Annotated in this window: 17 protein-coding genes and 1 tRNA gene; 6 read left to right on the plus strand and 12 right to left on the minus strand. The window is 42.9% G+C overall.

The genetic code is table 11. The features are described from left to right. Nucleotides 1–64 precede the first annotated feature (64 nt). The 5 genes from ITG10_RS02955 to dptF all read right to left on the minus strand — a co-directional run bounded on the left by ITG10_RS02955 (nt 65) and on the right by dptF (nt 9,825). Entirely contained in the window at nt 65–1,207 is a 1,143-nt protein-coding gene (locus ITG10_RS02955) for a DNA sulfur modification protein DndB (RefSeq protein WP_248386691.1), read from the minus strand. Next, the gene (locus ITG10_RS02960; RefSeq protein WP_248386693.1) at nt 1,204–1,740 is read right to left on the minus strand and encodes a hypothetical protein; all 537 of its coding nucleotides are present in this window, start codon (nt 1,738–1,740) and stop codon (nt 1,204–1,206) included. Before ITG10_RS02960 ends, ITG10_RS02955 begins: the two co-directional genes overlap by 4 nt. Nucleotides 1,741–1,822: 82 nt before the next feature. Next, complete coding sequence (dptH, locus tag ITG10_RS02965) at nt 1,823–6,907, minus strand: DNA phosphorothioation-dependent restriction protein DptH (RefSeq protein WP_248386694.1); 5,085 nt, start codon at nt 6,905–6,907, stop codon at nt 1,823–1,825. Next, nucleotides 6,888–8,228 carry a DNA phosphorothioation-dependent restriction protein DptG gene (gene dptG, locus ITG10_RS02970; protein ID WP_248386695.1) on the minus strand — a complete coding sequence of 447 codons (1,341 nt, stop codon included), beginning with the start codon at nt 8,226–8,228 and terminating at the stop codon, nt 6,888–6,890. Before dptG ends, dptH begins: the two co-directional genes overlap by 20 nt. 1 nt (nt 8,229) lies before the next feature. After that, complete coding sequence (gene dptF, locus ITG10_RS02975; RefSeq protein WP_248386696.1) at nt 8,230–9,825, minus strand: DNA phosphorothioation-dependent restriction protein DptF; 1,596 nt, start codon at nt 9,823–9,825, stop codon at nt 8,230–8,232. Nucleotides 9,826–10,143: 318 nt separating this feature from the next. Here dptF and ITG10_RS02980 point away from each other — a divergent pair, with 318 nt between their 5' ends. Beyond that, a complete protein-coding gene (locus tag ITG10_RS02980; RefSeq protein WP_248386697.1) occupies nt 10,144–10,479 on the plus strand; it encodes a hypothetical protein in 336 nt (111 codons plus the stop codon). A gap of 27 nt (nt 10,480–10,506) precedes the next feature. Beyond that, nucleotides 10,507–11,001, plus strand: coding sequence for a WYL domain-containing protein (locus ITG10_RS02985; protein ID WP_282575748.1), 495 nt, complete (start codon nt 10,507–10,509; stop codon nt 10,999–11,001). Between the two features lie 796 nt (nt 11,002–11,797). Here the strand turns inward: ITG10_RS02985 and ITG10_RS02990 are convergent. Then, a tRNA-Arg gene (locus tag ITG10_RS02990) sits at nt 11,798–11,874 on the minus strand. A 211-nt stretch (nt 11,875–12,085) separates the two neighbouring features. Here ITG10_RS02990 and folD point away from each other — a divergent pair. After that, on the plus strand, nt 12,086–12,943 hold the full coding sequence (gene folD / locus ITG10_RS02995) for a bifunctional methylenetetrahydrofolate dehydrogenase/methenyltetrahydrofolate cyclohydrolase FolD (protein WP_017629535.1): 858 nt from the start codon (nt 12,086–12,088) through the stop codon (nt 12,941–12,943). 130 nt (nt 12,944–13,073) lie between these two features. On the opposite strand, the gene ITG10_RS03000 is transcribed toward folD, so the two are convergent. The 5 genes from ITG10_RS03000 to ITG10_RS03020 all read right to left on the minus strand — a co-directional run bounded on the left by ITG10_RS03000 (nt 13,074) and on the right by ITG10_RS03020 (nt 18,889). Next, nucleotides 13,074–14,888 (minus strand): sodium:proton antiporter, encoded by a 1,815-nt coding sequence (locus ITG10_RS03000; RefSeq protein ID WP_017629534.1) that lies wholly within the window; start codon nt 14,886–14,888, stop codon nt 13,074–13,076. A 184-nt stretch (nt 14,889–15,072) separates the two neighbouring features. Then, entirely contained in the window at nt 15,073–16,272 is a 1,200-nt protein-coding gene (locus tag ITG10_RS03005; RefSeq protein ID WP_017629533.1) for a NupC/NupG family nucleoside CNT transporter, read from the minus strand. A 205-nt stretch (nt 16,273–16,477) separates the two neighbouring features. Continuing rightward, entirely contained in the window at nt 16,478–17,398 is a 921-nt protein-coding gene (locus ITG10_RS03010; protein ID WP_017629532.1) for a LysR family transcriptional regulator, read from the minus strand. A 171-nt stretch (nt 17,399–17,569) separates the two neighbouring features. Then, nucleotides 17,570–18,568, minus strand: coding sequence for a lytic murein transglycosylase (locus ITG10_RS03015; protein WP_026084106.1), 999 nt, complete (start codon nt 18,566–18,568; stop codon nt 17,570–17,572). 30 nt (nt 18,569–18,598) lie between these two features. Beyond that, the gene (locus tag ITG10_RS03020; protein WP_017062372.1) at nt 18,599–18,889 is read right to left on the minus strand and encodes a YcgL domain-containing protein; all 291 of its coding nucleotides are present in this window, start codon (nt 18,887–18,889) and stop codon (nt 18,599–18,601) included. A gap of 219 nt (nt 18,890–19,108) precedes the next feature. Between ITG10_RS03020 and minC the strand changes: the two genes are divergently transcribed. The 3 genes from minC to minE are packed head-to-tail and all read left to right on the plus strand — an operon-like array spanning nt 19,109 to nt 20,875. Beyond that, entirely contained in the window at nt 19,109–19,771 is a 663-nt protein-coding gene (minC, locus tag ITG10_RS03025; protein WP_017629530.1) for a septum site-determining protein MinC, read from the plus strand. A gap of 21 nt (nt 19,772–19,792) precedes the next feature. Beyond that, nucleotides 19,793–20,605: a septum site-determining protein MinD gene (gene minD, locus ITG10_RS03030; RefSeq protein WP_017629529.1), complete on the plus strand. Its 813-nt coding sequence runs from the start codon at nt 19,793–19,795 to the stop codon at nt 20,603–20,605. 6 nt (nt 20,606–20,611) lie between these two features. Further along, nucleotides 20,612–20,875, plus strand: coding sequence for a cell division topological specificity factor MinE (gene minE, locus ITG10_RS03035; RefSeq protein WP_004737949.1), 264 nt, complete (start codon nt 20,612–20,614; stop codon nt 20,873–20,875). A 113-nt stretch (nt 20,876–20,988) separates the two neighbouring features. On the opposite strand, the gene rnd is transcribed toward minE, so the two are convergent. Next, nucleotides 20,989–22,107, minus strand: a complete 1,119-nt coding sequence (gene rnd / locus ITG10_RS03040) for a ribonuclease D (protein WP_017629528.1) — start codon at nt 22,105–22,107, stop codon at nt 20,989–20,991. Between the last annotated feature and the right edge of the window lie 142 nt (nt 22,108–22,249).

The raw sequence follows: 22,249 nt of genomic DNA on the forward strand, positions 1-22,249 counted from the left end.
GTATTTCACCGGCTAACTTATCTTCCAGTTTTGCTCTACTGATTTAAAAATTTTCACAACATAATTATGTGACAGTTTTAGTCAATTCCTGTTTCATTTTCTTCAATTTCGTCGCACTAACTTTCAGAATTCTGCCTCGCTGCGCAGACCAAAGATTATTCTTCAAGATCTTGCCAGACATTTTCATATCCTTTTGACAAACAATGAAAACTGCTTTTTCTAGCTCATAATCGCCAGAAATAAGTTCAATCACAGACTCAGTATAAATCTCCCAACCAATAGGTCTAAATAATAAGTGCCCGCCATCAACACTATTCCTAAAATCATCAATTATTCGATTATCGTTGAATTCTGTTAATGCACTGACTTTGGAAAAAGTTAATTCATAGAATTCTTTAACAAAATCAAACAATTCAATTTCATTATCCTCTGAAATTTTTTTCTGTTCAATCTCACTAACTTTACAACCTAATGAAAAAGCCACTAATTTCTGCACACAATCAAATATGTTCCCTAATGTAGTTATGTTGGTTTTATCTCTTAATGAACCCACACTAAAGGAAACGTTACTCTCATTTAGAACTTTAGTTTCTTCAACAACTCTTCTAGTGATACATGCTGAGATGTCATCCTCATCCAAAGCAATAATTGCATCTTTACGAACCAATTTGGCTTTTTTATTTAAAGTGGTAAATAGTCGCCTCGATTTCTTAATACCTGACTGTGTATTACGATGAGTAACAATAATTACACTAAGTTGTTCAAAACCGATATCTTCATCTTTTTGAACAGCTTTCTTTATACCAGAAAGCCGATGCTGCCCATCTAGCGCAAACATCTTTTCTTCTTTAGTAAGTGATAGAAAACCGAGACACTCTCTGGCATAGTCTGGCATTTCCAATAGTTCAGCTTCTTCGGTATTAGGATCTATTCGTGCAAAATCATGCCATTGAGGATCACCGTCATATATAGCAACAACAAGCGAATTAAAGAAATGGTCCTGGTTAGATAGTAAATACTCTCCAATTTCCACCGCCCTCTCGTCTTCAAGATTTCTTTGAATCATTTGAGATAGCTTTTCACTAGTATGTAAATCTGTAGCAAAATTAATGAGGTCACTAATATCTTTCAATTGCATTAAGCAAGTATAAGTATCCCAAGTACCCATTTTCCCACGTAAACAAGGTATAACTAATTTCTTACTCATAAAATGCTTGTCCCTTTTAGTAAATCTCGAACTTCTACTACAAAATCATTTGTATTGTATGGTGGTATAAAAATTGTAGTTAATTGCTTCTCTATATCACCTGTTGATACACCATTTGGTACTTCTGCATAGTGGTACGTCAGGTGTTCAGACCAAAGGTTCAACATTCTGTGTATCTTAGGTCTTGACTGTACTCTAGCTTCCCTTACGTAATCTCGATAACGTTTCTTTATTGTATTTTTACTCGTAATGTCACCAGCTTTTCCAATATAGAGAATATACGAATTACTAGGTAGATTGCCGTTATCTACATTGATTGAAAATGCATAAACACCTTGTTGATCAGGAAGGTTAGGAGTTTCTGTGTTAAATTTTATTGTATTCCATTCAAGATTTGGCAAATCATCTTTGGTTTTGATAAATGCAGGGCAAAGAACAAACTCTCTTCGATACTTGGATATATATGCCAAACGCTTATCATCTTGTGATTGCTCTTCAATTTCTTCATCTAAAGTATCGTAAAATTCACTCATTTCTACCTATCTTTTCCTTATAATTTGATTGGCATATAAACGGAACAAAAAGTGCCCTTAAAGGGCACTTAAAATCATAAAGTTACAATAAAAGCTCCCAGAATGCCTTGTCTCTCATTGGAAGTATCTTCTTCGCTCCATCAATGTATAAGCTGTAGTGTTTCTCTAGCTTATTGATGGTTTCCATCAGCTTCTCTTGCTCAGCTTTTTCATTGACACCAAACATGGCTTTCAGCTCTTGTGGGCGAATCTTCGCGACGCGGTGAATAACCCAAGTAAGTACATAGCTTGAGTAGTCATTCTCACCAGTTTGGAAGTGAGTGATGTCTTGTGTAGAAAGAATCACACCTACCCCATATTCACGGCCTTCCTTCAAGATCTTACGTAAGCTTGGGAAGTTCTGAGACATGAAGTTGTCAGCTTCATCCACCAAAATCATCTTAGTGATTTGGCGGAAGTCGCCCTGCACTTCTGGCTTACCCTTCTTCTGCATCTGTGAGTAGAAAAGGTCTAACGTAAGTGCAACGACAAGGTTTTGGATCTCTGCTGGGTAACCCGCAAGTTCAACTACCGTGATGCCATCAACCAGGTCATAAAGGCTCATACACTTGGTGTTGTCGTCTTCAAAAATCTCTAGCTCATACAAGCTTTCAAGTGCCGCGTATAATGAATCTTCATCTGGATCTGTTTCAATGAACAAGTCCCACACCTGTGAGATTGTCGGCGCTGGTTTTGACCAAGTGCTTGGATCCGCTTTGCGGATACCAGCTAACTCATACGCTTCACCTACTAGCTTACGTAAACGCAGTTGCTGCTTTTGACCTAGGCCAAAGGCTTTACCCATGGTTTCCGAGAAGCCACGTGCGGTGTGTACAGGCAGCATCGGCGTATCACCAAATAAGCTCAATGGGTTGTATGGCAGTTTGTGAAGGTTAAACTTCTTACCCGCAGTCGCTTGTTGGAACTTATCGTCTACATAATCGGATTTGTAGTCGAAAATAAGCATACCAATTGGCGCACCGTTTACGTTGTCAGCTTGGTTGCGGTAAAGCTGTGTGATCACCGATTTGGTAAACTGCGTTTTACCTGTACCCATGGTGCCAATAATACCAGTATTGGTATTCATAAATTTGGCAGTATTGGTTGGCTCCCAGTTCAGTGGTGCTTGTGTTAAAGCATTGTGGCCAAATAGCACGTTTAGGTTGCTGTTAGACTCGACCTTCAGAGGCTCAACTGCTGGCGCGACTTGCTCTTCAGCAACCGGCTGCTCAGGCTGCACTAATTCTGTAGTTTCAACCTCATCAGACTCCACAAGTACTGGCTGAGGTTCAACGTCAGCAAGTTTCTCTAATCGAGTTTCGCCATTCAGCACATACTCACTTGGCACGTGGCAAAGTTTCACTACATCTAATTCGTTCAACACTTGTTGCAGCGGAGTTTCTACCAAGCCAGGAAGTAGGCCCATTGGTAGATCAACTTTTAACACCCCTTCCATCATTTGGTAGTCAGGTTGTAAACAGCCTGCCCCTTCAAGGTGGCTAACCACAAAGCCTTCTGGGTAATCTGCGATTTGGCCAAGTGAATAGTCACCTCTTAGCCACTCTTCTTTGTTTTCCAGCAAAGTGTCGAAGTAATCATCAGCAAACACCTTGTATAGGCGATACTTATCAACTTGCATCAATACTTGGCGCATAAATAGGCCACGGTAAAGCTTGCTAGCTAAGTCATCATTTCCTAGTAAGTCTTGGCTTAAGTAACGCAGTAGCTCTTTCGATTGTTTAACGGCTTTGTTGTAATTCGGCACCGAACCCGTTTTCACTTCGACAGGTAGCAGGTACATGTCTTGGTCTTTGAAACCAACCAGCAATACATCGTCAGAAATTTCGCCTTTCTTGTAACCTTGAACATTGCGGGAGAATTCGCTATCAGACATCTTCAGGCCAATATTACCCGACACACGAATCATCTCGGCAACAGACAGCGGCACCCATATAATGTCTGAATCATGCACTAGGCTAGTAACGAACTTGTAGGCACCAATCACGCCTTTGCGCTCTTTATTGATGGTTGGCGCACAGGTCATCATTTTCAACAGCCAATCACCGTTGAACGCGTTGAACTCATTGATTTGGCCACCATCACCTTGCTTGATGACTTTCTCAAACAAACCACGCTGCGCAGTAACAGTAATTGCATCGTAGCTAGAAGAGCTGGTGTACTGATCTGAATAGTGAATCAATACTACATCTTCATTGCTATGGAAGAAGTCCAACGTCACTTTAGGATCAATGATGGTCGTCCAGATAGAGCTATCGTATGAACGTTCAAGTAAGCCTTTAAAGTCCTCACTGACTGCTAAGGCAACTGCATTTGCACCATGATATTGAGTATTCGGTTTGAGTGCTGGCTTCAATAGAGCGCCAACATACTTCGCCATCATTAAGTGTGGGTGATCTTGATAGTCCGTACCTTTCAATCCAAAGCCCGTAAAGTACGAACCTGATTTACTTTCAGAAGCATCACCCGTTAATAGGCCATCACATGCAATGCCTGATGCCATGTCTTCTATCGCAATATCTGAACAATCAACCTTGTCATTATTACGGAAGAAAGAAAGGTGCGCGTATGACTGGCCATCTTTTTCAGCCTGCGCATTCGTGAACTTACTGTACGTTAGACGAGTACGAAGGATATCGATAATAGTATCGGCAACCTCACGCACTTTACCCTTGTTAAGCTCTAACCACTCTTTTAGTTCATCGTAATTGGCTGTTTCTGCGAATCGGTCAAACGCATTGAACGCCAGTTTATCGTCATACAGGTTAATGTGAATCGATGCTGACTGCTCTTGATTGCTACGGATGTAATCCACCAGCCCCATAAACAGCTCTTCAGCACTGTCTTGGTTAACCGCATTAACAATAATGCTCTTCTCAGAGCCAGTGAACAGTTGGCTGAATGCAGTTTGGAACTCATCGATTTTCTCTTTTACCAGCTTACGAACGAACGTAAGAGAGCTTTTCTCTTGAGGCACACTCTTGATCCAAAACGCGTTCTCTTTCACCTGCTGGTTGTAGGAAAACTCATGTTTAGGATGGTAAACATATGGCAGCAAACCTTTTGGCGACAGGCGTTCAAAGGTAACGTCAGGAAGCTGAGCAAAGCTCTTATCATCACGAATCGCATCTCTTAGGTTGAGGTAATAAGCTAAAATCAGTGGGTGGAACGGTGAGTAGTACTCTTCATCTTCAGATTGTACCAAGCCGATTTTCAACGCTGACTTTTGCTCTTTGGTCAGCATGCTACCTGTTGGAATTGCTTCAAAATATTCTAGGCAAGCATCAACTGCATTTTGGACAAGTGTTGTAAACTCATCGCCCCAAGACGCCAATGATGGCGTACTACGGCGTTGTTCTAGGTAATCAAAAAGCTCAACGTAAGAACCATGAATAGCATCATCAATAGCTTGCAGGTCATCAAGCTTAATTGCCCCTGAATCCGTAATAGACACTACTTTGTTGTTGATGAACTCTTCTTCCCAACGCAGCAGTTTTAAACGAACACCTGGAACAACAAACTCACTGTTATCAATGCCGACTTTGCCTTTTTGAGAATAAAACTCACCGTTATATTCATCTTTGAAAAGCTTGTGATAACGACCTCTATTAAGCAGCAAAGGTAAACTCAATGAATCAGTCGCTACTGCACCTTCAACATTAAATTTGAGCTGGTTATCACCTGATTTAACGGCAAAATCTATTTCGTCAGCTTCATTGGCGAGAGCTTCAAAATCCACGAAGGCGTAATCTGCTGCATCAACAACCTGCTTGGCATCAAGCAGTGAACATGCACTGCCTTCGTTGGCTCTGACTTGCAGTTTGTTCTCTTCCATGTTCAAGGTTAAACGCTGCTTCGCTGGTGCAGGCTCTACCAAGAAGATGTTTTTGAATGGCTCAATATAGAACTCGCCTTTCCGGACCACTAAACAACGGAAATTATAAACTTCAGATTTGTTCTCGCGCTTTAGGGCCAAGTTAAAGAACAGCGGTTCATGCTTATAAGTACCTTTCAAGCTAGCTCGTGTCGTTTTCAGACCATTCAGTGTGGTAATCACTTCTTCATTATTAAGCGCTTTTGCTGGCTGAATTTTGAATTGGCTTTTATCGAGATTACTCGCACCTTGGAAGATCAACTTCAGTTCAAACTCATTTACACCTTCATCTAACTCGATGATTAAGTGGCGATCACGCATGCCTGCTTTGGTCTCAGCACGGTTACGGGCTGTGATGGTCATACCGTCGCTAGCCTGCTCCTCTTCAAGAACTAACTGCTGCTGAGCATTGCGCTTTTTCTCTTGTAGGAATGCTTCGAACTCAACGTCTTTCCATGTATCCGTTTCTGAGAAGTTCTCTTTAATAAATTTCTCGCCGAATGATTTCAAGCGGTCTTGAAGCTGACCACCAAAGTGTTCAACTTCAAAAGAAAGCTCTTCGTAAAGTGCACGGTTATCTTCTAGGCGTTTTTTGATTTGCTTAGGATTGCCGCTCATTTCAGCTACGAGCGGATCTTCAAACATGCCCAACTCATTGAAGCGCAAGTCACCGTCTTCAACGGCTTTGTATAGAGACTCGAAACCAAACATGGTTGCGCCATCTTCTAAAATGGCATCGAATTGATCATCAAGTAGACAGTTCGACACATCGCGCCCTTTGTCTTGCTGATCGATTAACCCTTTCATTGCCGCTTTGATCTTTGATGCGCTCCAAACTTGTCCCACTTGAGCCAAGTCTTCTGCAGAATTTATCAAGGTATCAAGCAAGCTGTTGTGGATCACAACTAGCGCGCAACCTTTTAAGTAGCCAGATTGGCTCGCCACTTCGTCACGTAGATGAGAGATGTAGTTTTCAGTGAAGCCTTCGAACTCTGCTGGATTTTCGCTATGAATCACAGGTACGATTTTGCAGCCTGACAGTTCAATGAATGGCAACTTGATATCGTTAGTCGCATCAATGCTGTTTTCAGAATGAGCCGTCATCGCCTGATACAAACGCATGCTATTTTCATTATCTGGCGACTTAAACTGATAACGGAAACCTGCCTTGATGTGTGTTTCAGCATCCGCTAAAAACTGCTCTACTAGAAAGGTCTCAAATTGTTTTACGGACATAAACTGCGTCTCCACTATCACTCATGCGCTCTACGTTACCAATACGCTCATAGAATTTAATTAGTTCTTGTTCTGTTTGTTTATCAACGAAAATGCCACGTTGCTCAAAGGCTGTGATTAGTTCGTGGAAACGGAGTTTGTCCTTTTCTCCAACAACAAGGTTGGTCAATAAGATGATGTAGTCTTGGTTGAGCACTAATACTCGACCGCTGCGGCCTCGACTTTGAATGAAGTGAGACGCTAAGTACTTCTCTACTTCTGACACATACTTCTTGTTGATATTGAAACGTTCTCCGACACTAAACTGTGCGGATGCGAGCTTCATTATGTTACCGAGCCAGTCGAGCGCCAGTTCTGATTCATCTAGAGTCGTGTCTAGATTACGCTGCGACTTAAACGCTCTGGCAAAGTTTTCTAGTTGTTCTTTTAGATGCGTCGATTTCGACTCTTGAATGCCCTTAGATATCTCCCACAGGGGTACTTTTATCGCGTTTTTATCGCCAACACCTGGCTGGAGTAGCTCAAGCATCGTCAGCATAGGGAAGAGTCGAGTAGCTGACTCATTAAACAGCTTATAGCCATGATTCTTAATATGAGTACGCTCATTACTGGCACGCTCATGATCCATAATGAAATAGAGAGGCTTAGCCACTGGTTCTTGACCACTACGCCAATCTGTTAGCGCTAGACTCAACTGTGCAGTGTATGCGAAACCATAAAAAGACAGGAACGACTCTATTTCACTAAGCAGATACTTAGGACGACTTGACAAGAATTTCAGGTCGTCACGGAATGCTTTCGAAAGATAAGGTAGATACGGTTTCTCACTCGCTTGCAATGACGAGTCAGACTTCATTTTTCCACGAAGAGTAGAAAGCATTTCACGTTCAATAAAGTTTAATTTGGCATCAAACTCTTCTACACGCATGTTCTGAAGTAAATTGGTGTACATTGAAGCAACACGTGAATCGCCCGCTGCAAATTCACCTTTTTGTGCACGGAACAGAAGGAGTTCAGGGCTCACAGTAAAGATGTCTTTGTTTTCAAAATACATCTCTTTTAGTACCTGCCAAAACTCTTCTTCACCAAGCTTTTCTTCAAACGCACTTTGGCAATCGGCTACAAACTCGTCGTAGCTATAGCCTTCTACCTTTTTACGCAGAAGCCCACGCAAAACCAAGCCGATGACAGCATCAAAATCAAAGTCATTGCCCTTGGTTCGAATAGGTAAGTAGCTGCTTAGGCTGTTTTTATTCGGCACGCCTTCCGCAGTTTGTGGCAACGATTGATTAAATGGTTGGGTGTAATTATCCATTGTCATTTTATAAACCACTCACTTCGAAATATTCATCATCTTCATTCACGATCTTGTAGCGCTTATCGTTTTTCAGAATAAACAGAGTATTCTTTTCGTTCGCTACCGTGATGATCTGCTCTATTACTTCATCCAAGAGAAGTACGGCATTTTTGTCATGCTTATTCGGACGGTACCCTTGGTTGATTTTTTCCAATAGCTCCAACAAGTTAATACTTATCGGCATTGGCAGAAGTGAATGTTCGTCGACTCGAATATGAGCGTTAAATGAACCTATCTTGCTCACTGCTTGCGTTTTAATCGATGAAAAGTCAGGTTTCACTTCAAGTTCAGCCGCTGTTTTAAAGCCGTTGTATTCAGAGACAAAGAACTGGTCTTTATCAAGTGCTGGCGAATTGCGGTTACAGTAGCGATGCACAGCTGAAATGAGAGTGTCTTTATAGAACTTATTCAGCTCTTTCTTCTGCTTTCCTGAACCATCAAACTCACGGTGAAGCAGCCAGATGTTTGCGTATTGATCGACCAAAGAATTATCAAAGTCTGCTTTCAGCTCATTGATGTAATCATTCGCAAATTGCTCTTCGTCCTTCAACAGATAAACCATACGCAAGTATGAAGCAGCAGTGAGCACATCAAATACACCTTGTGCTTTCACCTGATCTTTAAGTTGTGTAAAGCCTCCATCTTCAATTCCCAAACCAAACTGAAGAACGAACTCGTCAATTTTACGAGTGTGGATATTACTTGGGTCAAAGCTTTGGATATGCTCTAACAGCTCGTTATCTGAGCCAGAGAATAGGTTGTCGAACAGGTAGTCATCGCCCGCTAAGATCTGGTACACAAAGTCCAATAGCGCTCGCGCCGTTAGGAACTGATCTTTGATTAAGCGAGCTTTCAGTAGCAAAGAAATAATATTCTTCTGCACAGATTCCAGCCCCAGCAACGCATAGTTTGCTGTGAGCTTGCTGTGACCTAGCTTTTGAACTTCACTGTCATAAAGTGCGTAAAACGGGTTATCTAGCGTTGGCTCAGTTAAACGAGCTAGAAACTTGGCTGCAAAGTCAGAAGTGCTAACTTCATGGCCCAGCGTAAATTTCGGGTATTGCTCGAAATCTAAGAAAATGTGGTTCGTTGGAATATCGTCCGTTTTGTTTTCCAAGAACGCTTTTATAGAAGCTTTAATATCGTCATGTTGCTTAGCACCTTCCTCAGCATAGTTGCCTAACATTCCGATATTAATGCCAACAACAAGTGGCTTTTCATTTCCTTTGAACTGTGAGAATCGCTCATCTAACGCATTAATTGCGGTTTGATTTGGATTAAAGCTGTGTGTCGCATCAAGGTGAAACTCATGTGTCGCTTTGTGCTTCTGGCTGTATTGAGTCAGGATCTCAGACTTACCGTCACCACTACTACCACACAAGAAGATGATGTCATTTTTCTTTGAGGACAATAGCGACTTTTTAAAGTCGACTTCGATGTCGGTAGTGATGTACACATGGCTCTTATAGTCAGCCAGAAGATCTTGATTCTGCTCTCTTTCTGTACTTACCGCGTAGGGCGATGATTTAGAAAGTATGCTGAGGGCTTTTTCTAAGTTCAAAGGAATCTCTTCAAAATTTAATTAAACGGACTTTTTTTGTGGAGATAAATAGTATCAAACACGGAAAAGTAACGGTACTTACAACCATAAAAAAATGGAATGACTGGATGAATCAGCACCACCATATGCAAATTGTTTATCTTACTCGCTTTACAAACAAATATTGTGTTTAGTATTAGAAAAGTATGATTTGGCTTACATTGCTTTACGTAACACTCCGCAATTTTAACTGGTGAGTGTGTACTATACCCATGTTAAAAATGTACGTATATTCTGTACACATCAACATGTATCATTTTCAGGCATTAGATAATTGTTATGACAATAAAGTGGGATCAGTTACTACGCTTCAAATTAATCGAGGTTGTCGCATTATGGGAGGGTCGCGTTACGACTAATCACCTATGTAACTCTTTCAACATTAAGCGACAGCAAGCCTCTAGAGACATCAAAGCTTATCAGGAGCACTTCTCTTCTCCACCACTTGTTCATGATCGTAGTATTAAAGGCTACCGTCTTACTGATCATTTTGCGCCAAAGTTTACAAAAGGCACTCCTAACGAGTATTTGTCGCTACTGCACAAATACAACAGTGACCATGTAGACGGCTTTGATTTAAAAGGTCTTGGCTTTGCTGACTCTATTGTCCTTTAAGTCCCAGATAGGCAGATAGCCCCAATAATCGTTCGTAGACTTCTACAAGCAGCACGAGAAAGGCGGAGAGTTGATATTGAGTATGTTTCAATGGATAACCCTGAGGGGCGAGGTCGAAATATCGTTCCACACACCATCGTATTTGATGGGTTCCGTTGGCATGTAAGAGCATATTGTGAAGAAAGAGCAATGTTCTTAGATTTCGTGTTAAGCCGATTTAGAGGGGAGCCTGAACTGCTCAATGAATCAGATATTAACATCGAAGACGATGAAGATTGGACAACAGAAGAAGCAATTGAAATCATTCCAAATCCACATTTGTCACCTGCACAACAACACATTGTGAAAGTCGACTATGGAATGCATGATTCTCCACTCACAATTAGTTGCCGACGAGCACTGATTAAGTATTTGCTCAAACGCTTAGATGTTTGCGTGGATAATAAGAAACTATCTTCGACTCCTAAGAAATACCACCTAGCACTAGCGAACTCAGCAAACATCAAGCGCTGGCTTCTGTAATAACAGACTAGGGGCACAAAAATAGAGAGCTAACGCTTTATAATATATAGGTATGCGATTGGAGTGAGCTCGCTAGTAGAGAAGTAAATATCTGAGACTTGCCCCTATACTCTGAATACCGATTACAAGCTAGCGTCCTTGCTATCCACAAAAGCAACGCAAAGTATCCTTTATCATTTACCTACTGACGTAATACCACTTATGGATCTCTTGCTCACTCCAACGAGGAGAGCGTTTTGAAACCATGATCGGTTTTGGGAACGTGTCATCCTGCCTCATTCTCCAAAAGGTAGTTCGACTAATATCAAAGGTGCAAATAATATCTTCAATCGTGAGTAGTTTGCTCATTCATATTTTACCTCTCATAACCTACTGATACCGACTCCAGGATGGATCTGTATCAAATACTGGCTATGTTTCGCTATTTGAAATAAACATACAGTACAAAAAACAAACAGTCAACATAAAATCTTTTAATAAACATGTAGTTATCTATAATAAATATATACACCATGCATGTGTAATGATCGATAACTTGAGTCGGATTGACTTAAATGATTGCGAATGCGGGGTACATTAGTAGAACTTAAAAAATATATCGAGGCAAAGGGAGAAGATAGGAAAGCCTTGAGACGGTATTTGATATAGAGTAGGTGACACTCTAACTTTGGGTGTGTTTCATGCCGTATCAGGTCGTAGCCTGCAGGTTCATCGTTACTTGACCATATACTTGACCACAAATGACAAAAACGAAAAAGGGCGTAGCAAGTACTAACCTGCTACGCCCCGTAAATAATGGCACGCCCTGAAGGATTCGAACCTTCGACCACATCCTTAGAAGGGACGTGCTCTATCCAGCTGAGCTAAGGGCGCGCTACAGGAACGAATTATACGAATTCGAATCAGTAAAGCAACGGCTTTATGTAACATTCTGATCTAAGTGAGTAAAAAAAGGGCAACAAACATATAAGTGTTGGAAAATAGACCAAAGCAAACGTTTGCTTGATGGTAATCAAAAAGATTTTCTGGAATAATGCGCCAAAAACATCAGCCACTAACTTGAATATCAATACTAAGGAAATTCATGACTGCTCAAAATATTGATGGAAAGCTAATTTCTCAAACGGTTCGCTCTGAAGTTGCTGCACGTGTAAAAGCTCGTACTGAAGCTGGATTACGCGCTCCGGGCCTAGCGGTTGTTTTAGTGGGTGAAGACCCTGCTTCTCAGGTTTACGTTGGAAGTAAGCGTAAAGCGTGTGAAGAAGTTGGCTTCGTATCTAAATCTTACGATTTGCCAGCCACTGCGACAGAAGATGAACTGTTAACATTAGTAGACCAACTGAACCAAGACCCAGAGATTGACGGTATTCTGGTTCAACTGCCTCTACCAGCAGGAATTGATAGCACTCACGTTCTTGAGCGCATCACGCCAGAGAAAGACGTTGATGGCTTCCACCCATACAATGTAGGCCGTTTGGCTCAGCGTATGCCTAAGCTTCGCTCTTGTACGCCAAAAGGTATCATCACGCTGCTTGACCGTTACAACATCGACTTACGTGGTAAGCACGCGGTTGTTGTTGGCGCATCAAACATCGTAGGCCGTCCAATGACCCTAGAATTGCTTCTAGCGGGTTGTACAACAACGACGTGTCACCGTTTCACCAAAGACCTTGAAGGCCACGTACGTCAAGCAGACGTTGTTGTGGTTGCTGTTGGTAAGCCTAACTTCATTCCGGGTGCTTGGATTAAGAAAGGTGCCGTTGTGGTCGATGTTGGTATCAACCGTTTAGAATCTGGCAAGTTAGTGGGCGACGTTGAATACGACGTAGCGAAAGAGAGCGCAAGCTTCATCACGCCAGTACCAGGTGGTGTTGGTCCAATGACGGTGGCGAGCCTAATCGAAAACACCATGATCGCTTGTGAGCAATTTCACTCTAAGTAATCTGCGAACGACAAATCTGCGAATGACAGTATAAATAGAAAGCCGCAACGTGAAGAACGTTGCGGCTTTTTTTGATATCAAGCGATTCGTTTTAGATACAAAACTAATCGCTTTTGATAAAGAGGACTCGCTATTTGTCTGGAGTCTCAACTTTTTCTGTCTGGTCTGATGGTGGCAACAAACTGATAATCTCGCATTCCGTTGATATCAGTTTTTCCAGTTCAGAACCTTGTGTAATTAAGCGAAAGTCACCGTTAGTAATCACACCCAGTAGAATCGCTTTCGGGTACAGAGTATTAAACTCATTCAGATCAAATGCCTCGGTTAAACCTGTGCTCTTAATTTGACTGCCTTGAGCCATTAACGAGTTGAGCTTGGAGTAGGTAATCCCTTCCGAAAACAAACTTCGATTACCATCGCGGCTCACTTGATGCCTTTCATGCTTAGTCTCTGACGATTCAAGCTCAAACACCTTATTTGCGCCAAACTCATCTTGGTAGTGCATGCTGACTAGTGGGTTGGTTTGACGATAAGGCGAGACGATCATCGCACGCCCTATCCCGTCCAATTCCAGATTATTTTCCGCGTGGCTTGAAGCGGGGTTACCAAAGTAGACATTCAAATTATCCATCCTCGCCAAACGAATACTCTCCCAGTTAGTATCGGCAAGCACACTATTGATGTTGTGAGTCGCTAGCACCTTGGCAAACTGTCTTGCGAAGTGAGTTGCGCCAAAGAAGATAACCCCTTGTGCTTTCTCTTGAGTCACACCTAACCTTCTCGCCCACCAGCTTGCGGTTAAACTCTGAATAACAACCGTGCCGATAATGACTAAGAACACCATGGGCACGAGCAGATCAGCGCCTTCAATCAATTGCTTCTCTTGCAGTTTTATCGCAAACAGAGAAGAAACCGCGGCAGCTACGATCCCGCGAGGTGCCATCCAACTCAAAAACCATTTATCCGCCGAATTAAGATCCGTACCGATCCCGCTGATCCACACGCTTAACGGGCGAGCCACCAACATAACCACCGCTAGCAACCCAATACCGCCCCAACCTATCGAAAGGAAAGCCCCCGAATCGAGTCGACTGGCTAACAGAATAAACAACGCAGAAATGAGTAACACGGTCAGGGTTTCTTTGAATTCGATGATGTCTTCGATATCCAAGCCCTTCACATTGGCAAGCCAGATCCCCATGATGGTCACGGTTAGCAAACCCGACTCTTCACTCAAGTCATTAGAAAAAGAGAATGCCGCCAACATTAGCGTCAGCACCGCCACATTACGTAAATAGTGAGGCACCCAGTGCCCTTGCAGCATCTTGGCAATCAAATGGCCACCGATGATCCCTAAGCCTAAACCAATGGCTAAGGTTAGCCCCAGAGCTGAAAGTACATGCCCTGTAGGGTCGGCAGAAGAGACTATGTATTCATAAACCAGAACAGCAAAAAGAGCGCCAATGGGATCAATCACTATCCCCTCCCATCGCAAGATACTGCCTAGAGAAGACTTAGGCTGAATACTGCGAAGCATAGGGACAATCACTGTCGGTCCAGTCACCACCACCAAGGCACCGAATAGCGCCGCTAATGGCCAACTAAAGTTAACAAAGTAGTAAGCACCAACAACAATGCACGCCCATGTAATCAACATGCCGAAACTCACGAGGTGAGTCACCATTCGACCGTGGCCTCTAATTTCCTTAAAGTTCAGAGTCAATGCGCCTTCAAACAGAATGATGGCGACACCTAATGAAATCAGCGGGAATAGAACATCACCGAAAATAACATCGGGATTAAGGACATTTAAACCGGGACCTAACAGCAGGCCAACAATGAGAAGAGGGAGAATCGCGGGAAGACGCAAACGCCAGCCGAGCAGCTGACAAGCTAAAGACAAGAGTCCAATTAACGCCAAAGAAGAAGTAATCGACAAATCCATTTGTGCCCCTAAAAATTTGTACCACACCCTGTGATACAAACCTATTTGCTGAAACAAGAAAGCCTACGTCATTAAACTATAGGCTCTCTTTTTCGTGCTAACCGAATATTATTGTGATTAATCAGTCACTTTACTATAAGGGAAATAAAGTGACTAACTCATCCACTCGGTACTTATCATCTAGCTACAGAGAAAGCACCACACCAGCAATCGCTGCACTCATTAGGTTAGCAAACACACCTGCACAAATTGCTTTAAAGCCGTATTGTGAGATGAAAGAACGACGCTCTGGTACCAAGCTGCCCAAGCCACCAATTAGAATCGCCATTGTTGAGATGTTAGCAAAACCACATAGAGCAAAAGTCACGATCGCTTGTGAGTGTTCACTTAGCGCTTCTTTAGCATCCATTAGCTGGATGAAAGCCACAAACTCGTTCACGACAATCTTGTTACCGATCAGTGAGCCTGCAACCACAGCCTCAGACCATGGCACACCGATCAGCCATGCAACGGGTGCGAACACATAACCTAGGATAAGTTCGAAGCTTAGGTTTACGCCAAACCAGCCACCAACAATACCTAATAAGCCATTCAGCATTGCAATCACACTGATAAAGGCTAGAAGTGTCGCACCCACCGCAACAGCAATACGAAGTCCAGACATAGCCCCATCTGCCATTGCCTCAACTACGTTTGTTGCTCGTGGAATCTCAACATCAGACTCAATATTTTCTTGAGCGTCATCTGCGCTACCTGGTACTAAGATCTTAGCCATTAATAGACCAGCAGGTGCAGACATGAATGCCGCAGCGATCAAGTAGTTCAGGTCAACACCTAGCGATGCATAACCCACTAGCGTACCACCAGCAACAGAAGCCAAACCACACACCATCACAGCGAACAGTTGCGAATCCGTCATGTGCTTCAAGTAAGGTTTAACCACCAATGGTGCTTCAATCATGCCAACGAAGATGTTCGCTGTTGCAGACAATGATTCTGCACGGCCTGTGCCCAAGAACTTCTGCAGCGCGCCACCGATAAGGTTGATCACCTTTGGCATAAAGCCGATGTGGTACAAACCAGAGATCAGTGCAGAGAAAAAGATAATGATGCCCAGAACGTTAATCGCGAAAACGAAACCGTTATTCGTAAGGCCACCAAATAGGAAGTTAATCCCTTCTTGACCGTAGTTGATCAAGCTAGATACCGCACCTGTGGCTGCATTCAACGCTTCTTTACCCATTGGTACATATAGAACCAACAGCGCGAATGAGATTTGTAATAAGAAAGCCAAAGAGACTGTTCTTAGTGGAATTTTTTTTCTGTCCGTAGATAGTAACCAAGCGGCAACTAAAATAGTGATAATTCCAAGTAGCGAAGCCATGTGCGTCAACCTAAAAGTTGTAGATAGGAAAGGCGACGCATTCTATAGAGGAAATCGTTTGCGGCAAGTGGCGGTTGTTAACGTGATATTGGGGCAATCACCTTTGAGTAATGATATAAATTAAGTTATTGAATTTTAATAATTAAGTTTGATTAAAAACCATACTTTTTCCATATGGAAATTATATTTATAGATTTGGAAACAGTTAACGATGCAGTTCAACGCAAGTTTTCAGGTTTTCATCCCAGTATGTCGGCGATCCGATATGATCTTTGATGAACTCAATCACCGCAGAAAGCTTCTTCGGCATGTTCTTTCGACTCGGATACACAGCATAAAATGGCATTAATTGGCTAGCTCGCCATTCCGGTAAAACTTGGATTAATTTGCCCGTTCTAAACTCTTCTTTGACTAAGTAAGTTGCTAAGTAAGCAACGCCCCACCCTGATACGGCTGCGTCTCGCACGGCCTCAGCTAGATCCACCGAGTAATCACCCGCTACCTTAACGCTCAGATTCTCTTGGCCATTATCAAACGCCCACGAGGTGTAATCTCGTTCACGGCTGCGATAGATAAGGCAGTTATGGTCAATCAGATCATAAGGCACATGTGGAGTCCCGGCCTTAATCAAATAGTCCGGTGATGCAGCCACCACAAACTGACTGTCTGCCAATCGCTGCGCAATATAACCTTCGGGCAAATCTTCGTTATTGGTAATCCAGAGATCCAATCGCTCTTCAATCATATCCACCTTGTGGTCGAACAAGTGGACTTCGATTCTCAACTGAGGATAAAGCTGTCTGAGCTGATCAATCGCAGGGATGATGTGCAAAGTACCAAATGACTGCGACAACCCAACACGCAATATTCCAGAGATGTCATCCCGCTGGCTGTCCATATCCATTTGAGCCGCTTTTACCGTGTTGAACAGCTGTTCACAGTGTTGATAGAACACCTCTCCGGCTTCGGTCAACGTTAGGCTACGTGTGGTTCGTTGTACCAACTTGATGCCGATTGAGTCTTCAAGCAAAGCAATTTGCTTACTGATATGAGACACCGAGACGTTCAAGCTTTTTGCAGCACTGGTAAAGCCTTCATGCTTGATCAACGCATGGAATATCACCATCTGTGCAGCTCTATCTGTTAGCACAAGGCCACCTTCTTAAAATCTCTGAAATATAAAATCAAAAAGGACTCCGAAGAGTCCTTTAGTTCGTTCTGCCTATGGTAGGCCAAATGCTATCTAAGCAAGCTAGGTCTATTAATCAAATTAAGTTTACCAATCAAATTAGGCCGATTAATCAAACTTAATTCTGTCTGCTAGGTGGCTGACTGCCAAAGCAAAGTAGTAAGAACGATTCCACTTCATTAACACATTGTAGTTGTTGTAAATGAGGTACGAACGACCCGCTTCGTCATCCGGCATAATCAACCAAGCTTTAATGTCTTCATCAAGTGTTGGTAGTGGGCGATCGTCATAGCGCTTAATACCAAGTTCAGACCACTCTTTTAGGTACTTCGCTTTGTCTTCGGTTCGGCCTTGCAAATCAATAGACACGGTTGACGGTACATGAACCTGACGGCCCCAAGTGTACTTATCATCCCAACCTGATTGGCTAAGGTAATTGGCTGCCGAAGCAAACACATCTTCTTCAGTGCCCCAAATGTCTTTCTTACCGTCGCCATTACCATCAGCGGCAAACGCTAAGAATGAGCTTGGCATAAACTGAGGTTGACCCATAGCACCAGCCCAAGAGCCTTTCATCTTTTTTGGTGCAATATGGCCTTGATCAAGGATCTTCAACGCCGCCATTGCTTCGCTACGGAAAAACGCTTTTCTGCGTCCTTCGTAAGCCATAGTCGTTAGCGCATCGATAACACTGTAGTTGCCGGTGAATTTACCAAAGTTACTTTCAACGCCCCATAGCGCGACAATGAATCTTGGTTGAACACCATATTCATCACCAATACGCTTTAGTGCTGTGTAATGCTTCTTGTAGAGAGAGCGAGCTTGCTTCACTTTCCAATCTGGTACCGCTCGTGGAATGTATTCATCCAGAGTCAGCTTTTTCTCAGGTTGGTTTTTGTCGGCTTTCACCGCTCTTGGTTTAAACGTTACACCATCAAAGGCTTCATCAATGATCGCTTCAGAAACGCCTTCTTCACGGCCTTGTTGCTTTAGTTTTTCTACATATTGTTCGAAGCTCAATTCTTCAGCGTGTACTGAGCTAATGGTCAGGCTATTACCCAAAAGTAACGCTGACACAGCCAATATGGTTTTCGAAAATTTACTCAACGATCACTCCTCCTTGAATTGAGGTGGCTATCACTCTTCGTCTTGAGATTTCTGTTGAGCTTTACGCTCTTTATGAAGCTCAAGTTCGTTAACTGGTGGTGGCGGAACCTGCAAAAAGAAACCATCGGTATTCAGTGATTCTTTCACTTTTTCGATGTTCACTTGAGCCAGTTTACGGCCATCCATTTTAATTACCATTACAAAACTAGGTTTACCAAACATTTGCATCAATGCGTCAGGAACTTGTGAAAAATCATCCTTCTTAGGGATATAAAGGTATGTTCCTTCTTTCTTTGAGCTTTTATATATAGAACACAGCATGACAAACCTTTTAATTGATTATGACTACAAAACTCTCACTTGCGAGATCAATAGTTTATGTTAGGGAAATATTGGGAACAAAACGTCCATTTGACAACAAGATTACTTGCTGTGCTTGGTTTGGGAATATAACATGATAAACCTAGTTTCAGGCAATGCCCTTTATTTTATTGATAAAGAAATTGTACCAATTCGCTATTGAGGTCCTGTAGTTTTTCGATGTCTAGTAACCCAGATCTAAAAGGTAGCAGCTTTACGCTATCTGTTTTGCACTTATCCGATGATCAAGTCGAAAATGCAGTGTCTTTTCTTCAAGAGAAGGTAGACCAAGCACCCACGTTTTTCGCTGCTGCGCCTGTTGTTATCAACATCAGCAAAGTTGCAGGCGATATCGACTTTGTGCAACTGAAAAATGGTATATCTCAAGCGGGTATGATCCCGGTTGGCGTGGCTGGCTGTTCTGATAAGCGTATGCAAAATCTAGCGAAAGAAGCGGGCTTTGCAGTCATGACGGCAAGTAAATCTCCGTCGCAAGCACCCGCTAAGATGGCACCAATTAAAGTGGTTCGAACCCCAATTCGTTCTGGTCAGCAGGTTTACGCGAAAGATGGCGATCTATTGATCCTTAGCCATGTGAGTGCAGGCGCGGAAGTGATTGCCGATGGTAGCATCCATATTCATGGCACATTACGCGGCCGCGCGATTGCAGGTGCAAGTGGTCAAACTGAAGCAAAAATAATTTGTAATGATTTACAAGCCGAGCTGGTTTCTATTGCAGGAAATTACTGGCTCAGCGATCAAATTGAAAGCGAGTACTGGCAGAAGAAAACCATGTTCAGTATGGCAAACGATGTATTACACGTTGACGTCCTCGCAATATAAGAGAAATAAAAGGAAAAAATAATGGCACGCATTATCGTTGTAACGTCAGGTAAAGGCGGGGTAGGCAAAACGACCTCTAGTGCAGCTATTGCCTCAGGTCTGGCTTTAAAAGGGAAGAAAACCGCAGTTATCGACTTTGATATCGGTCTGCGTAACCTAGATTTAATCATGGGTTGTGAGCGTCGTGTTGTGTACGACTTCGTTAACGTTATCAATGGCGAAGCAACGCTGAACCAAGCGATGATCAAAGACAAGCGCACAGAGAACCTGTTCATTCTTCCTGCTTCTCAAACTCGTGATAAAGATGCACTAACGAAAGACGGTGTTCGTCGCGTATTTGATGAACTGGATGAAATGGGCTTTGATTTCATCATCTGTGATTCTCCTGCGGGTATCGAGCAAGGTGCTCTGATGGCGTTGTACTTTGCTGATGAAGCAATTGTAACGACTAACCCTGAAGTCTCTTCTGTACGCGACTCAGACCGTATTCTAGGTATTCTTGACTCTAAATCTCGTCGTTCTGAAGACGGCTTGGAGCCTGTGAAAACTCACCTTCTACTGACTCGCTACAACCCAGGACGTGTAACTCAAGGTGAGATGCTAAGTGTTGAAGACGTTGAAGAGATCCTACACATCTCTCTACTGGGCGTGATTCCAGAGAGCCAAGCGGTACTGAACGCATCGAACAAGGGTGTTCCAGTTATCTTTGACGAAGCAACCGACGCAGGTATGGCTTACAATGATACTGTAGAGCGACTACTAGGTAGCCAAGTGGACTTCCGTTTCTTAACGGAACAGAAGAAAGGCATCTTCAAAAGACTGTTCGGGGGCTAATACGTAATGTCATTACTAGAGTTTTTCAGACCACAGAAAAAGACGACCGCAAACCTAGCCAAAGAGCGTTTGCAGATCATTGTTGCTGAGCGCCGCAGTCATGACGACCCTGCTCCATCGTACTTACCGCAACTGAAAGAAGACATCTTGAAGTGTATTGCAAAGTACGTTGAGGTAGATCCATCAATGGTTGATCTTACTTTCGAACACAAAGATGACGACATCTCAGTATTAGAGCTGAACGTTAAGCTACCAGAAGACGATAAATAGTCTTCGCTATCTTGTAAGTAGCAAGCAGATTAAATAAAAAAGAGAGCCTAGGCTCTCTTTTTTGTATCTGCATTTTATATCTGAAACTGGCTAACCTCTATAGCGATAATAGGTTACTTAATCGCTTTATTCAGCTTTTCGCCAACCACATCTAAACGCCAACCTTGCATCACATCAGGTAACTTTTCAGGGTTACGTTGGTGTTTCCAAACCCAGCTTAACACTTGGTTAAGTTGCTTTTTCGATGCCAAAAATTCGGTCGCTAAACCGCTGTGTTGTGATGCTGTTTTCACTTCATCTTTCAACACTTTGAAGATTTGCTTGTAACCCGGGTAGTCCATTAGACGTTCTACTGGTGCTGGGTACTCTTCTTCTGGCGTATGCTCAGCCAACTTCACGATTGAGCTGATCTTCGCACCATGGCGACGTACAGAGCGGTAATCAAAACCTTCCTGTTCCATGTGCTTAGGATCTTTCATCGCGAATCGAGCCACAGCCCATAAGTCTTGTTCTTTGAAAACAAAGTTCAGCGCTAAATCACGCTTAATTGCTTCTTTTAAACGCCAAGTCGCTAGCGGTCTTAAGATAGCCAACTGTTTAGGTTTCAGTTGCCATGCACCTTTAATATCAAGGTAAGCATTATCTGGGTTTGCTTTACGAATACGTTTAGCAACTTGTAGGTCAGACTCTTGTTGAGCCGCTTCCCACCAGCCCGCTTCCATCACTTTTTCAAGAAGCTTGTTGTACATTGGCATTAGGTAATGCACGTCTGCCGCTGCATAGTCTAGCTGCTTTTGAGAAAGCGGACGAGCCAGCCAATCAGTGCGAGATTCACTCTTATCGAGATCAACACCAACAAACTCTGAAACCAGAGCAGCAAAGCCCGTTGATAAGCCATGGCCTAAGAAAGCCGCCATGATTTGCGTATCCACCATTGGTGTTGGTGTGCAGCCAAAGGCGTTCTGGAACACTTCCAAATCTTCGCCGCACGCGTGCAGCACTTTCAGAACAGAAGCGTCTTTCAACAACCCAACAAGTGGTGTCATTTCGCCAAGAGTAATAGGGTCAATCAGTGACAGCGTTTCACCATCAAATAACTGAATCAAGCCTAATTGAGGGTAATAGGTTCTTGTACGAACGAACTCCGTATCAAGCATAACGACATCGGCTTCACGTGCTTGTTGGCAAACTCGCTCAAGGTCTTTCAATTGGGTAATGATTTGATAATCCACAAAAACTCTCACTGGTTTCTATTTGATCGCCGGATACAAAAATGCCGACATTAACTGTCGGCATTCTAACACCATTTTTCAGCGCTCGCTTAGATTAAGCGTCTCAATGGTATCTCGTGCTATGGTTTCTCGAGTAGTGGTT

The organism is Vibrio sp. ED004 (assembly GCF_023206395.1).
In the GTDB taxonomy this organism is placed as follows: domain Bacteria; phylum Pseudomonadota; class Gammaproteobacteria; order Enterobacterales; family Vibrionaceae; genus Vibrio.